The following is a 14,377-nucleotide window of genomic DNA, read 5'->3' on the forward strand; positions in this document are numbered from 1 at the left end:
ATTGTCTTAGAAACTATTTTCCAGCTTCAGTTTTAGCATCATTTACCATTTTGTCATTTGCTGTAATAGCAAACTCAACACGACGGTTTTGGCTTCTTCCTTCCGGAGTATCATTTGTTGCAATTGGATCAGCAATTCCTAAACCTGAAGTTTTGAAACGGCTTGATTTTAATCCTTTTGAAACTAAATAAGCTTGCACAGAAGCAGCTCTTTGACCTGAAAGCGTTAAGTTGTACTCTGGTTTTCCAGTGTTATCTGTATAACCAAAAATTTCGATATTAGTATCTCCGTATTCAGTAAATACAGGGATTAATTTATCAAGATTAGCTTTTGCCTGAGTAGTCAAAGTTGATTTATTTGTATCAAAACGAACTGCATTTTCGTTTAAAGTTAAGTGAATTCCTTCACCTACCCTTTCAACATCTGCACCAGGTAAAGCCTGATCGATTTCACGAGCTTGCTTGTCCATTTTGTTTCCAATAAGCGCTCCGGTTCCACCACCAACGGCAGCACCAATTGCAGCACCTAAAGCAGCGTTTCCGCCTTTTCCTAAATTATTTCCTAAAATACCACCAATAAGACCACCGGCAACTACTCCAATTCCGGCTCCTTTTTGTGTGTTATTTGCATTTTTAACTGAATCGCAGCTTGCAAAAAAACTAACTAATACAAGTAAACTACTCAACCCTAAAACTGTTATCTTTTTCATGTGTATATATTTTAATATTAATTGGCTCTTTGAAATTGGTAAGTAACATCTTTAGTTTGTCCACCTACATTAATGTTGTCTATTAACTCAAAAGAGTTGTCGGTTACACCTGCAACTTTTAGTAAATAACCTTCCTTAACGTTTTTCGATTTTGTTCCAGGATTAACAATTTTTAGTACAAAAAGACCTTGATTATTTATACTCCACACAATTGGAGAAGTAAATGCTGTACAACTTGGGGCTGTCAATGTCATTGTACCTTTATTATTATTCGAAATAAAACTCCAGGTACTACCAATAAAACATTTAGAATCTGCAAGATCAAATGAAGTTACTTTGATATACTCTGAACCTGGGTAAGATACATTAGTTAAGACCCAATTTCCTTTAAGTGCTACTTGAGTCGATTTGTCAAGTTTAGTCGAAAGCGTTGTTGCTTCTGTTGAAGCTTTTGTTGACGAAGCTGATTTACACGCGAATACCATTGTGGCGATCATGCAAATGAAAAGAATTTTCTTCATTTTATACATTATTTAAGTTAATACTTACAGGTTTAACAATTACTGTACCACAAATATACGATTCATTGAAATATTAACAGTTCCAAAATCTAATTATTTTCTTTCAAAATTAACACTTCGGTCATTTTGTCACCTAAAAAACAATTGGTATTCTATTTGAAGGAATGAGAATCATCACATTAAACTAAAAAATTAAAAAATATGACAACAGGTAAAATTAATGTTTCAGTAGAAAACATCTTTCCCTTAATCAAAAAGTTCTTATACAGCGATCACGAAATTTTCTTGCGTGAGCTGGTTTCAAATGGAACCGATGCTACTTTAAAATTAAAACACCTTATTAGCATTGGCGAAGCTAAAGTTGAATACGGAAATCCGGTTATTGAAATCAAAGTGGATAAAGAAGGGAAAAAAATCCATATTATCGACCAGGGTTTAGGTATGACTGCAGACGAAGTAGAAAAATATATCAACCAGGTTGCTTTTTCCGGAGCTGAAGAATTCCTTGATAAATACAAAGATTCTGCTAAAGATTCTGGAATTATTGGCCATTTTGGTCTTGGTTTCTATTCTGCCTTTATGGTTGCTGAAAAAGTAGAAATCATTACAAAATCATACAAAGATGAGCCTGCTGCACACTGGACTTGTGACGGTAGCCCTGAATTTACTCTGGAGCCAGCTGACAAAACTTCACGTGGTACTGAAATCATCCTTCATATCGCTGAAGATTCTCTTGAATTTTTAGAAGATTCAAAAATTGCTGGTTTATTAAACAAGTACAACAAATTTATGCCTATTCCGATTAAATTCGGAACAAAAACAGAAACACTTCCAAAACCGGAAGATGCTCCTGAAGACTATATCAATGAAACTGTTGAAATTGACAACATCATCAACAACCCAAACCCGGCATGGACAAAACAGCCATCTGAATTATCTGAGGAAGATTACAAAAACTTCTACAGAGAGTTGTACCCAATGCAGTTTGAAGAACCGTTGTTCAACATTCATTTAAATGTCGATTATCCTTTCAACTTAACCGGAATCTTATACTTCCCTAAGTTAGGTTCAGACATGCAAATCCAGAAAGATAAAATTCAATTGTACCAAAACCAGGTTTACGTTACAGATAACGTAGAAGGAATTGTACCTGAATTTTTGACAATGTTAAAAGGTGTAATTGATTCACCTGATATTCCTTTGAATGTTTCTCGTTCAGGTTTACAGGCTGATGGTGCAGTAAAGAAAATCTCAAACTACATTACTCGTAAAGTTGCTGATAAACTAAAAGCTTTATTCAATGAAAATCGTGCTGATTTTGAAGCAAAATGGAACGATATTAAAATTGTTTTAGAGTACGGAATGCTTTCTGAAGATAAATTCTACGAAAAAGCAGGTGCATTTGTATTGTATCCAACTGTAGATGACACTTACTTTACCCTTGAAGAATTAAAAGAGAAATTAAAAGAAAACCAAACCGATAAAGACGGAAAACTGGTAGTGCTATATGCTGGAAATAAAGACGCTCAACACTCTTATATTGAAACAGCAAAAGAAAAAGGATACGAAGTATTGCTTTTAGATTCTCCGATTATCTCTCATCTTATTCAAAAAATTGAAGGTGATAATAAAGATGTGACTTTTGTTCGCGTGGATTCTGATCATATTGATAATCTAATCAAAAAAGAAGAAAACACGATTTCTAAATTATCTAATGAAGAAAAAGAAACGCTAAAAACTTCATTAGAAGCTTATATTCCAAAAGCATATTCTGTACAATTAGAAGCTATGGACAGCCAGGCAGCTCCTTTCATTATCACGCAACCAGAATTTATGCGTAGAATGAAAGAAATGAGCCAGTCAGGCGGCGGTGGAATGTTCGGAATGGGTAATATGCCGGAAATGTACAATTTAGTTGTAAATACAAATTCTGATTTAGCAACAAGTATCTTAAATACAGAGGACAAAACACATCAGGAACACTTGGTAAAACAAGCTTTAGACTTAGCAAAGTTATCGCAAAACCTACTAAAAGGTGAAGCTTTAACGGCTTTTGTAAAAAGAAGTTTCGAAATGATTAAATAAGGTTTTTTCAAAAAAAAATAATTTTTAAAATCCTGTGGGTCTGACTCACAGGATTTTTTTATTGGAATTCATTTTTTTTATTACATTTGAATGCCTTTTTAATCTAATCTTAAACTAAAACTACTATGAAAAAAACAGCTTTTTTAATTCTAAGTATTTGCGCTACAGCATTAACTTATGTTTCATGTTCAAATAATGACGACGTTATTAACGAAACCGATACTACCGCGGTGAGAGCCTCTGTCGCAATTGATGCAGCGGACGAAATGGACATCAATACAGGCTTACTGGTAACAAATAGTTCACCAACTGCAAAATCAGCTACAGATGTTGCAGGTGTATGTGCTACAATTACTATTTCCGGAGATTCTTATCCAAAAGTATTTACTGTTGATTATGGAACAGCAGGTTGTACAGACAATCAACTTTTAAGAAAAGGAAAACTAAAAATTACGCTTTCAGGACCAATTATTACAACCGGAAGCAAATTAACTATTGAAAGAATTGACTATTCTATTAACGGAATAAAACTGGAAGGAACAATTGAATACACAAATACTACTACTGTTGCAACTGTACCACAATGGAGCAGAAAAGTTACTAACGGAAAATTTACTGATCTTCAGGGAAGAGTGTATACAAACTCCGGCATGCATACTGTAAAACAAACAGCAGGTGTTGACACTCCTTATGTTTTAACAGATAATGTATATGAAATGACAGAAGGAACCCATACAGTAACAACAGACAAAGATGCAACCCTAACCTTGACCGTTCAGGAAACACTAGTTAAAAAACAATCATGCGCTTATATCTCTAAAGGAAAATTAAAAGTAGAAGGCGGATTTCTTAAAGGTGTTATTGACTACGGAAACAATGATTGTGACAGCATATTCACTTATACTCATGAAAGTGGCATTAGCTATACTTTAGCCATGTAAAAGCCTCATTTTTATAAAAATACAGCAATCCCAATTTATTTCTAAATTGGGATTTATTTTTTATTAAAATTTAAATCCCAAACACTACATTCAAACTATTTTCTTTATTTTGCACCAAAATCTAAAAACCAATGAAAAAATCAATTATTGCCTTTGTCGCCATTGCCCTATTAGCATCATGCAGCAAAAAAGAATCTACTGACAACCTGCACATCACAGGAAACATTAAAGGATTAAAAAACGGAACTTTATATATTCAAAGAATTGTTGACACCTCACTTGTCGCAATAGACAGTGTTAAAATAGATGGAAATTCGGCTTTTGAACGCGATATCAAATTAGAATCTCCTGAGATGCTTTATTTATTCCTGGATCGCGGAGTAAGTAACTCGATGGATAATAACATACTATTCTTTGCAGAACCTGGAAATATTAATATCGAAACTAACTTGGATAATTTTATTTACGGTGCTAAAATAACAGGATCAAGAAATCAGGAATTGTATGAAGAATACAAAAAGATAAACTCTCGTTTTAATGATGAAAACCTAAACATGGTTGAATCAAAATTTAGAGCACTTAAAAGACAAGATCAAAAAGCAGTGGATAGTATTGATGCAAAACAACAATCTAATATCAAGAGAAAATACTTGTACGCCACAAACTTCGCCATTAACCACAAAGATCACGAAATAGCACCGTATATCGCTTTAGCTGAGATTTATGACATCAACATTAAGTTTCTTGATACCATTCAAAAATCAATGACTCCAAAAGTAGCACAATCACTTTACGGAAAAAAGCTAACCAAATATGTTGCTGACATTAAAAAGCAAGAACAAAAATAGTTTTTACCCCATAAAAAAAGTCCTGAATTATATTCAGGACTTTTTTTATGGGGTAAAATTCCAAAATTGAAATTCCAAATTCCAAACTTAATAAAAGTAAAAATAGCTGCAATTGGAATTTGGGATTTCAATTTTGGAATTTTCATAAAAGTTTTGAGCAAAAAAAAACCACCACTAAAAAGTGATGGTTTTATGTTGAGCCGGCGGAGGGACTCGAACCCACGACCTGCTGATTACAAATCAGCTGCTCTAGCCAACTGAGCTACGCTGGCGACTCATTACGGGTGCAAATATAAAACGGATTTTCGTTTTTACCAAAATAAATTTGCAATAAATTTAAATAAAAAACCACCACTAAAAGTGATGGTTTTATGTTGAGCCGGCGGAGGGACTCGAACCCACGACCTGCTGATTACAAATCAGCTGCTCTAGCCAACTGAGCTACGCTGGCGACTCATTACGGATGCAAATATAAAGCGGTTTTTCGTTTTACCAAAATAAATTTGCACTTTTTTATACTTTTTTTCGCTTACAATTCGTTGATTTTAGCAATCAATTGATTAGCAGTTTCTTCCAATTCAACATTGATTTGTTTGAAGTGCGCTTTTTTGTTTTCAACGTTCTTTGCGTTCACTTTTGTGATCAAAGTATCGAAAGCAGCAATAGCCTGATCGATCAAAGCATTCGTTTCTGGAGTAGGATTTCCTGTAGTAGACATTTCAAATAAGTAAATTGCCTCAATAATATCTCCTAATACGAAGTTGATGTCTTTCTTTAAATTTTTAACGTTTGCCATTTTTATTTTAATTTTAATTTGCGTCTGCAAAAGTACATATAATCTTTATATTTAGCCCTATGAAATGTAAATTTCTAAAATAGAAGCTTTTCCGTTCAAAATAAATGCATTTATCTCAGCTGGAACCAAAACTGTATCTCCTTTTATATAGGTTTGTCTAAAACCATCAAATTCAATTTCGAAGCTTCCTTCAATACACATATAAACGGTAAATGTTTCTCCTGATTTAGAAACTTCCAATTTGCCTTCTAACGGAATAAAATTGGTGGTAAAATAAGGACAATCTACAACAGTATTTGAAGTATTGGCTTTTGTGTCGTATTTCTTCTGCGTATCTACTTTATTATAATTGATAGCATCAAGAGCTAAATCTACATGCAATTCTCTTTTATTCCCCTGAGCATCTACACGATCAAAATCATATAAGCGATAGGTAATATCAGAAGTTTGCTGAATCTCAGCCACAACTAATCCGGCACCAATTGCATGCACGGTTCCCGTTTCTAAAAAGAAAACATCTCCAACCTTTGCCTTAACATCATCTAAAATAGAAACTAGAGTATTGTCGCTCAGGTGCTTTAAATATTCTTCTTTACTCGAATCTTCTTTAAAACCAACAATAATTCTTGCATCGGCATCAGCCTGAGTTACAAACCACATCTCCGTTTTACCAAAAGAATTATGACGCTCTTTTGCCAATTTATCATTTGGATGAACCTGAATAGAAAGATCTTCACGAGCATCTAAATATTTAAAAAGTAATGGAAATTGTTTTCCGAAACGTTTGTAAACTGCTGTTCCTAAAATTTCATTTGGCATTTCATCAATAAGATTCATTAATGATTTTCCTTTTAAAACTCCATTTGCAACAACACTTACATCGCCTTCAACAGTTGATAATTCCCAGCTTTCACCGGTAATTTTAGAAACTATTGGTTTATTCAGAATGGTTTTTAATTTTTCTCCGCCCCAGATTCTGTCTTTTAAAATGGGCTCGAATTGTAAAGGGTATAAGTTTGGTTTCATTTTTTTTCGGCTAATATCTTTATTAAATAGTTTTTGAACTAATACTAATTCTTTAGTTTATAATACTAATTCTCTAATTGTTTCTAAGGCTTTCTCAATATGTTTGGCTGCATTCATACTATCAAAAATATAAATTACAACGCCATTTCTGTCTATAATATAAGTTACTCTTCCTGGCAAAAGACCAAATAAATTATTTCGAACTCCAAAAACTTGTCTCAGTCTTTTATCAGGATCTGATAACAATATAAAAGGCAATTCATGTTTCTTGGCAAATTTATGATGCGATTTTACACTATCACTACTAATCCCAATTACCTCAGCACCCAAATCCTTGAAATCTTCATACTGATCCCGAAAACTGCATGCTTCAGTAGTACAACCTGGAGTATTATCTTTTGGATAAAAATAGATCACGAGTGGCTTTCGACCCAAAAAACTTTGGCTTTCAAAAACTTCTCCATGACTATCTTTAGCAGTAAAATTCGGAACGATATCTCCTATTTTTAATGACATTTATTATTCTCCTTTATAAGTTACAAAATTGCGGTCCGTTTCATTCAAAACAACTTCTAAATCAAAGTCGGCATGAATTTTTTTTCTAATTTTATTCCATATCACAACCGCAATATTCTCAGCAGTTGGGTTCAAATCCTGAAATTCCGGAACATCCAGATTCAGATTTTTGTGATCAAACGGTATTTCTACTTCTTCATGTATAATATCCGCTAATACTTTCACATCTAAAACAAAACCAGTTTCTGGGTCAATTTTTCCTGTAACACTCACTGTTAAACCATAATTATGACCATGAAAATTGGGATTATTACATTTTCCAAAAACAGCATTGTTTTTCTCAAACGTCCAATCTTTCCTGTGCAATCGATGTGCAGCATTAAAATGTGCTTTTCTTGATATGGTTACTTTCATTTGGGTTTTTGGTTGTCTTGGTTAAATTTTATGGTCTTCTAAATAATGATAAAATTCATCAAATATTATCTTGAACCAAACAGTGTAAATTTCGGGCTGTCTTTCAATATCTTCTTTTATATCTTCAATCTTCATCCATTTCCAGTCCTCTACCTCATCATGATTAATCTCAGGGCTTTCATTAAAATACCCAATCATAACATGATCGAGCTCATGCTCTGTTAATCCGTTATCAAAAGGAGCTTTATATATAAAATGAAAAAGTTCTTTCAGTTCCGCTTTAAAACCCATTTCTTCAAATAATCTTCGGCTTCCGGCTTCAATGTTACTTTCACCTTCACGCTGATGACTGCAACAGGTGTTTGTCCAGAGTAAAGGAGAATGGTATTTTTGATGAGCACGCTGTTGTAACATTACCTCGTTTTTACTGTTTAAGATAAAAACAGAAAATGCGCGGTGCAAAAGTGCTTTTTCATGCGCTTCTAATTTTGGCATTAAGCCAATTTGCTCATCATTTTGATTAACTAATATTACGTTTTCTTCTATCATATGGCGTTTTGTACAAAACAAAAATACGAAAAAAGAAATGGCTTGAAAATTCTGAAAAAGATTGTGAAAAGTTTAACGAGCCTACATTTTCACAAGTCTTTACAATTCAAGACTTTAAAAACACCTACTTATTTAAAAACGTTTAAAAATAAGCTTAAAAAACTATATGCATTGCTTTTACGTAAATAAAAAAAAGTTAAAACATACTTAAAAAAATCTCAATTGTAAATTAGACGACATTTCGAAACTAACTCTCGTCGTACCTTTGGTTTACAAAATTACAGCCTCTCAAAAATTATGAAAACAAGAACTCAATTTTTCAGCCTTTGCTTTTTAATTCCGCTTTTCATTTTGCAGGCATGCGGCCAATCAACAAAAAAGCAAAACACAAAAACTATTGTTATGGAAAACAAAATCAATAAGTCCGGAAATCCTTATTATTCAAATACTGACACAACCGTATTGCACGTAAGTAATGCAGAATGGAAAAAAGTACTTCCCGAAGATGTTTACGCAGTAATGCGTGAGGCCGATACTGAAAGGCCTTTTACAGGAAAATATTGGAATACCGATGAAAAAGGAACTTACTATTGTGCATCATGTGGAAATAAGCTTTTTAGATCCGGAGCTAAATTTTCCAGTAGCTGCGGATGGCCAAGCTTTTTTGAACAAGACAATAAAAAGAGTGTGGTTTACAAAGAAGATAATTCGCTTGGAATGGAAAGAATTGAAGCTTTATGCGGACGTTGTGGCGGGCATTTAGGCCATTTATTTGATGATGGCCCCGAACCAACCGGAAAACGCTATTGCATGAACTCAATTGCCCTTGATTTTATTCCTGATAACAAATAATAAAAAAATGAAAAATACGATTCTAATTTGCCTTTTTGCTTTATCCTTAAACGGATTTGCACAAACTAAAAAAGCTTCAAATCTTGAAACAATCACACTTGGCGGCGGATGTTACTGGTGCGTTGAAGCGGTTTATGAAGATTTAAACGGAGTAAAATCTGTTGTCTCCGGTTTCTCCGGAGGAACTGTTGCCAATCCTACTTACGAAGAAGTTTGCACTGGAAAAACAGGTCACGCCGAAGTTGTTCAGATTACGTATGACAAAACTGTAACAGATATTAATGAAATTTTCAAGGTTTTCTTTACAGTTCATGACCCAACAACTTTAAACAGACAGGGCGCCGATGTTGGAACACAATATCGTTCTGTTATTTTTTATAAAAACGACGAACAAAGAAAAGCAGCGCAAAGTATTATTTCAGAACTTAATAAAGCTAAAGTTTACAGCAGCCCGATTGTGACAAAAGTAGAACCTTTTAAAAAGTTTTATAAAGCTGAAGATTATCATCAGAATTATTATGCAAACAATAAAAGTCAGCCCTATTGCAAAATGGTGATTCAGCCGAAAATAGAGAAATTTGAAAAAGTCTTTAAAGACAAACTCAAAAAGAAATAAACCATAAAAAAAGGGAAATGAAGTAACTCATTTCCCTTTTCTTTTATATTGATTTTAAAACTATTGTTTAGCCACTTTTTTAAATCGCATCATCGGCACATCGCCCTCGATTAAATTTAGTTTTCCATCTTTATCAATAGCATAACTTGTTATTTTTTTCATTTGCTGTAAAAACTGCTGCTCTCCGCCACCTTCGCAAAACATCATTGTTGCTGGTCCAGGCTCGCCAAAAGTCAAAGATTTTCCATTTAGGGTATAAGGTGCGCTGTATCCATTACAACCATTATTACCATAAACTTTTGTTTCTTTCTGGTCAAAAGTAATTTGTGGTTTTTTATTTGGATATAATCCCTCAAAAGCAATTCTTGGTCCGGAAATGTATTCTAATTCCCAGGTTGTATCATAAATATTAGCTGTGTTTTTGACTTCTTTTGACGCCATACATGAAGTAAGTAATAAAGTTAAAACTGAAACGACTGCAATAGTATATTTTTTCATAAATGTTGTTTTTAAAAGATTAAAATTGTTTTTATAGAATGGTACTTCTCAATATTCGTGCCCGACTGCAAGTTTTACAAAAATTTAATATTTCATAAAAAGACCTCAGATTTGATTATGAAATTGCAATTTCTCATAACTAAGTTACTTTATTTTAATTAAAAAACTATAGATCAAACACTTAAATTAAAACATACAATTATATTTTTTTTGTAATTTGCGGTGATCAAAAAACTAAAATCATCAATAAAAAACCAAAAAAAATGAAGCAATTTCTTTTATTGTTTACCTTATTAATTAGTGCCGTCCATATTCAGGCACAAGAAAACCTTCCAGCAGATTATCTTTCAAAAGAATTTCACAAAGGCCGACGCGAAGCTTTCAGAAATATGATGCCAGCCAATTCAGTTGCTGTTGTTTTTTCTTATCCGGAAAGAGTTTTCTCTAAAGATGTTAACTACAATTACCATCAAAATCCTGACATGTATTATTTAACAGGGTACAAAGAACCAGACGGTATATTACTAATCTTTAAAGAAAATCAGGGAACAGGTGAAACTTACAACGAAGTACTTTTTGTCAGAGAAAGAAATGCTGGAAGAGAAATGTGGACCGGAAGACGTTTAGGCGTTGAAGGAGCCAAATCTAAATTAGGATTTTCAAAAGCTTATAATGGTTCCGATTTTAATGCCTTTGCTATTGACTTCAAAAAATTTGATGAGATTATTTTTGACGAAGCATCACCTGGAATTCAAGATAACACCTACGATCCTGCAGATTTATTTAATCTAATTCAGATTTTCAAAACAAAAGCCAGTATTGTAAGTGAAGATAAAGCGTCAGCAAAAACTTTCACCAAAATTACCAACTCCCTTCGAGAAATCAAAACTCCCGAAGAAATGGAATTAATGCGCAAAACCGTTAAACTTTCCTGTGTTGCCCACAACGAAGTTATGAAAGCTGTTGGCCCGGATATGAGCGAAAACGAAGCTGACGGAATTCACGCTTATATTCACAAAAAATATGGTGCCGAGGGCGAAGGTTATCCACCAATCGTAGGTGTTGGCGCAAACGGCTGTATTTTGCATTATGGCGAAAACAACAGTACAAAAATGGACAATCAATTATTATTAATGGATGTTGGTTCTGAATACCACGGTTATTCTGCAGACGTAACGAGAACAGTTCCTGCAAATGGCAAGTTTTCTGAAGAACAAAAAGCCATTTATCAATTGGTTTATGATGCTCAGGAAGAAGTTTTTAAAATCTGTAAAGAAGGAACTCCTTTTCAGGATTTAAATAAAAAATCAAAAGAAGTAATTGCTGCCGGATTAATTAAATTAGGAATCATCACAGATCCTAAAGATGTCAGACTTTATTATCCGCATGGCTGCTCCCATTTTCTTGGTTTAGATGTTCATGACAAAGGAAATTATGGTGGAAACTTAAAAGAAAATATGGTACTTACTGTTGAACCGGGAATCTATATACCAGCAAACAGTAAATGTGATAAAAAGTGGTGGAATATCGGCGTTCGAATCGAAGATGACATTGCAATCAAAAAAGATTCGTATGAAAATTTGTCTGCTGAATCTCCAAGAAAATGGGAGGATGTTGAAAAAATGGCAGCTCAAAAAAGTACTTTCAATGAAATGAAATTTCCTAAAATTTAATTTCGAAAAACAATAAAATTCAAAACCTTGCTTGAAATTCAAGTGAGGTTTTTTTATACAGTTTTAAGAAAAGCTTTTCTAACTTAAAATAGATTTTAGCGTACTTTTGTATTCCTAAAAATGTATAAAAAATGAAAGCACTTACCTTCTCTACTTTTGGAGATTCAAATGTTTTAGAATATATAGAAATCCCGAAACCGGAATTGAAGAACGATGAAATTCTAGTCGAAATGAAAGCCATCGGATTAAATTTTGCCGATGTTTACAGACGAAAGGGAAATTATCACTTAAAAGGAAATCCGCCTTTTATTGCCGGTTATGAAGGTGCAGGAATAGTAGCTCATGCAAACAATCATCCTGAATACAAAGTTGGTGATCGTGTGGCTTTCGCCGATGTTCCTTTCGCCAATGCAGAGTTGGTTGCCGTAAATATAAATCACGTTTTACCGTTACCCGAAGCTATTTCTTTTGAAACTGCAGCCGCTATTTTACTACAAGGTTTAACCGCCCATTATTTAGCAACAGACAGTCATAAAACTCAAAAAGGCGAAACGGTTTTAATTCATGCCGTTGCTGGTGGCGTTGGTCAGACACTAACACAAATCAGCAAATTGTTGGGTGCAAATGTTATCGGTTTAACCTCATCTGAAGACAAGGCAAAAATTGCGATTGAGCAAGGTGCTGATCATGTTTTTCTTTATAATGACGATTGGAAATCGCAAGTTTTCAAAATAGTTCCAAAAGGCGTTGACGTTGCTTACGACAGCATAGGCAGCACATTGATGGAAAGTTTTGAAGTCACAAAAGAGTGTGGACAGGTCGTTTTCTTCGGAATGGCAGGTGGCGATCCGGCACCTGTAGATCCAAGAATGTTGATGGATGGTTCTAAAACTTTAACTGGTGGCGATTTGTGGAGTTATTTAAACTCCAAGGAAGAGCGAATCAAAAGAGCCAATCAATTATTCAATTGGATTACCGAAGGAAAAATTACACTTTCAACTCCAACTTCTTTCAAACTATCAGAAGGAAAATTGGCTCATGATTATTTGGAAAGCAGAAAAAGTACAGGGAAAATAATTTTAATTCCGTAAATAATAACCTGGGCGTGCCACCAATATAAAAAGGGGCTGACTATAGCACCGCTTAGTCGCCCCTTTTTTATTGGTGTCGGGCTTTCGCTGCTACTGCGGTAGCTTAGCTCTATCCCTCACGCGAGAAATATCGTTTTCAATTTACAACTGATTAATCTCAATCTTCGTCAATTCAGACAATTCTAAGATTCTGTCAACCTCATTTTTATTCGCCACAAAAAACAAATAATTATCTCCCTGTGTGTCATACGTCATTAATTCAAGATTGCGTTTCCCCAAAGCCGATTGAATATAAGGAAACAAATCATGACTATACGTTTCTTCCGGATATTCGAAATTCAGATCTTCGCCAATCATTTCTGAGATAAAATATTCCGCATCTTCAGGATCAAATTTCCAATCGCTGTTCCAGCAGTCTATGCTTTCAAAAAAACTCCAATGATCTTCAACAATCTTATGATATTCTTTTGCTTCTTTTTTAAAATTCTTCAAAAGCTTTTTAGCTTGTTTCTGAAGTGATTTTTCTTCAACATTTCCTCTTGAAACCAGCTTGATAAATTCTTCAAAAGTTTCCTGGTCTATCTCAACTTCTTCTGGTAATAAACTCTCTTGTGATGGAAGCTCGATACCTTCGGGTAATTCGATTTGCATATACTGACAAATGCCTTGGAGAACTCTTTCAAATTCTTTAAAACCTAGTTTCTGAACATCATTTTTCGGATCCTTGATATCAATATATTCCGTATCAAGTATTCCTCCAACATAATCCAGAAAATAACTGTTATTGTACAAAATTCTAAAATCATTGGTTTCTAAACTATTGGTGCAACAAAAGAAAATGACGAAATTATGCAAAACATGTTTTAAATGTTTTTTCATTTCAGGAGTTGGCTGTGTGTAAAACTGAATATGAATATAATCGTATTCTAATTCTGCCTGAATATCCTCTTCTGAAACAGCTCCAATATTAAGTTTTTTATACAATTCATTTAAAACTTCATACGCATTTTTTAATCCCGCTTTCTTAATTCCGTTTTGCGCTTCTTCATTATTAAATGAATTTGGAAACGAATATAAATTTACCGAAACAGTATCATAAATCCCTTTTAGTTTAATCTCTAATCTATTCTCTTCATCATATAAATAAGAATAAATTGAATCAACAACATCAAAAGAAACAATCGATTTTGGATCATTATTTCTGCCAAATAAATTAGAAAAGAAATCTTTTATCAAAATATA

General features: G+C 33.7%; 16 protein-coding genes and 2 tRNA genes. 7 read left to right on the top strand and 11 right to left on the bottom strand.

Annotation, left to right across the window (positions count from 1 at the left end; genetic code table 11):
- Nucleotides 1-13 precede the first annotated feature (13 nt).
- Nucleotides 14-709 carry a YiaD family glycine zipper/OmpA-like lipoprotein gene (locus tag AC3ITQ_RS01610; RefSeq protein WP_489236550.1) on the bottom strand — a complete coding sequence of 232 codons (696 nt, stop codon included), beginning with the start codon at nucleotides 707-709 and terminating at the stop codon, nucleotides 14-16.
- 17 nt (nucleotides 710-726) lie between these two features.
- Nucleotides 727-1,230: a hypothetical protein gene (locus AC3ITQ_RS01615; RefSeq protein WP_489236551.1), complete on the bottom strand. Its 504-nt coding sequence runs from the start codon at nucleotides 1,228-1,230 to the stop codon at nucleotides 727-729.
- A 201-nt stretch (nucleotides 1,231-1,431) separates the two neighbouring features.
- Here AC3ITQ_RS01615 and htpG point away from each other — a divergent pair, with 201 nt between their 5' ends.
- From htpG to AC3ITQ_RS01630, 3 genes are all read left to right on the top strand, one after another.
- Nucleotides 1,432-3,315: a molecular chaperone HtpG gene (gene htpG / locus AC3ITQ_RS01620; protein WP_489236552.1), complete on the top strand. Its 1,884-nt coding sequence runs from the start codon at nucleotides 1,432-1,434 to the stop codon at nucleotides 3,313-3,315.
- A gap of 125 nt (nucleotides 3,316-3,440) precedes the next feature.
- Entirely contained in the window at nucleotides 3,441-4,256 is an 816-nt protein-coding gene (locus tag AC3ITQ_RS01625) for a hypothetical protein (protein ID WP_489236553.1), read from the top strand.
- Nucleotides 4,257-4,387: 131 nt separating this feature from the next.
- Nucleotides 4,388-5,104 carry a DUF4369 domain-containing protein gene (locus AC3ITQ_RS01630; protein ID WP_489236554.1) on the top strand — a complete coding sequence of 239 codons (717 nt, stop codon included), beginning with the start codon at nucleotides 4,388-4,390 and terminating at the stop codon, nucleotides 5,102-5,104.
- A gap of 198 nt (nucleotides 5,105-5,302) precedes the next feature.
- Here AC3ITQ_RS01630 and AC3ITQ_RS01635 read toward each other — a convergent pair.
- The 7 genes from AC3ITQ_RS01635 to idi form a co-directional block, all read right to left on the bottom strand.
- Nucleotides 5,303-5,376, bottom strand: a tRNA-Thr gene (locus AC3ITQ_RS01635).
- Between the two features lie 105 nt (nucleotides 5,377-5,481).
- Nucleotides 5,482-5,555, bottom strand: a tRNA-Thr gene (locus AC3ITQ_RS01640).
- A gap of 78 nt (nucleotides 5,556-5,633) precedes the next feature.
- The gene (locus AC3ITQ_RS01645; protein WP_026982865.1) at nucleotides 5,634-5,900 is read right to left on the bottom strand and encodes a hypothetical protein; all 267 of its coding nucleotides are present in this window, start codon (nucleotides 5,898-5,900) and stop codon (nucleotides 5,634-5,636) included.
- A gap of 57 nt (nucleotides 5,901-5,957) precedes the next feature.
- Nucleotides 5,958-6,926 carry a type I phosphomannose isomerase catalytic subunit gene (locus tag AC3ITQ_RS01650; protein ID WP_489236555.1) on the bottom strand — a complete coding sequence of 323 codons (969 nt, stop codon included), beginning with the start codon at nucleotides 6,924-6,926 and terminating at the stop codon, nucleotides 5,958-5,960.
- A gap of 57 nt (nucleotides 6,927-6,983) precedes the next feature.
- Nucleotides 6,984-7,442 carry a peroxiredoxin gene (locus tag AC3ITQ_RS01655; RefSeq protein ID WP_375033630.1) on the bottom strand — a complete coding sequence of 153 codons (459 nt, stop codon included), beginning with the start codon at nucleotides 7,440-7,442 and terminating at the stop codon, nucleotides 6,984-6,986.
- Nucleotides 7,443-7,445: 3 nt separating this feature from the next.
- On the bottom strand, nucleotides 7,446-7,856 hold the full coding sequence (locus AC3ITQ_RS01660) for a 6-carboxytetrahydropterin synthase (protein WP_056195575.1): 411 nt from the start codon (nucleotides 7,854-7,856) through the stop codon (nucleotides 7,446-7,448).
- A 21-nt stretch (nucleotides 7,857-7,877) separates the two neighbouring features.
- The gene (gene idi / locus AC3ITQ_RS01665) at nucleotides 7,878-8,405 is read right to left on the bottom strand and encodes an isopentenyl-diphosphate Delta-isomerase (protein ID WP_489236556.1); all 528 of its coding nucleotides are present in this window, start codon (nucleotides 8,403-8,405) and stop codon (nucleotides 7,878-7,880) included.
- A 297-nt stretch (nucleotides 8,406-8,702) separates the two neighbouring features.
- Between idi and msrB the strand changes: the two genes are divergently transcribed.
- Nucleotides 8,703-9,257 (top strand): peptide-methionine (R)-S-oxide reductase MsrB, encoded by a 555-nt coding sequence (msrB, locus tag AC3ITQ_RS01670; protein ID WP_489236557.1) that lies wholly within the window; start codon nucleotides 8,703-8,705, stop codon nucleotides 9,255-9,257.
- A gap of 7 nt (nucleotides 9,258-9,264) precedes the next feature.
- Entirely contained in the window at nucleotides 9,265-9,873 is a 609-nt protein-coding gene (gene msrA, locus AC3ITQ_RS01675) for a peptide-methionine (S)-S-oxide reductase MsrA (RefSeq protein ID WP_489236558.1), read from the top strand.
- A gap of 60 nt (nucleotides 9,874-9,933) precedes the next feature.
- Here the strand turns inward: msrA and AC3ITQ_RS01680 are convergent, their stop codons facing one another.
- Nucleotides 9,934-10,371, bottom strand: a complete 438-nt coding sequence (locus AC3ITQ_RS01680) for an META domain-containing protein (RefSeq protein WP_489236559.1) — start codon at nucleotides 10,369-10,371, stop codon at nucleotides 9,934-9,936.
- A gap of 263 nt (nucleotides 10,372-10,634) precedes the next feature.
- Between AC3ITQ_RS01680 and AC3ITQ_RS01685 the strand changes: the two genes are divergently transcribed.
- Both AC3ITQ_RS01685 and AC3ITQ_RS01690 read left to right on the top strand, forming a co-directional pair.
- Nucleotides 10,635-12,044: an aminopeptidase P N-terminal domain-containing protein gene (locus AC3ITQ_RS01685; protein WP_489236560.1), complete on the top strand. Its 1,410-nt coding sequence runs from the start codon at nucleotides 10,635-10,637 to the stop codon at nucleotides 12,042-12,044.
- A gap of 131 nt (nucleotides 12,045-12,175) precedes the next feature.
- Nucleotides 12,176-13,135, top strand: coding sequence for a quinone oxidoreductase family protein (locus AC3ITQ_RS01690; RefSeq protein WP_489236561.1), 960 nt, complete (start codon nucleotides 12,176-12,178; stop codon nucleotides 13,133-13,135).
- A 141-nt stretch (nucleotides 13,136-13,276) separates the two neighbouring features.
- Here the strand turns inward: AC3ITQ_RS01690 and AC3ITQ_RS01695 are convergent, their stop codons facing one another.
- A complete protein-coding gene (locus tag AC3ITQ_RS01695; protein ID WP_489236562.1) occupies nucleotides 13,277-14,371 on the bottom strand; it encodes a DUF6630 family protein in 1,095 nt (364 codons plus the stop codon).
- Nucleotides 14,372-14,377: the final 6 nt, after the last annotated feature.

Source organism: Flavobacterium sp. KH_001, assembly GCF_057840745.1.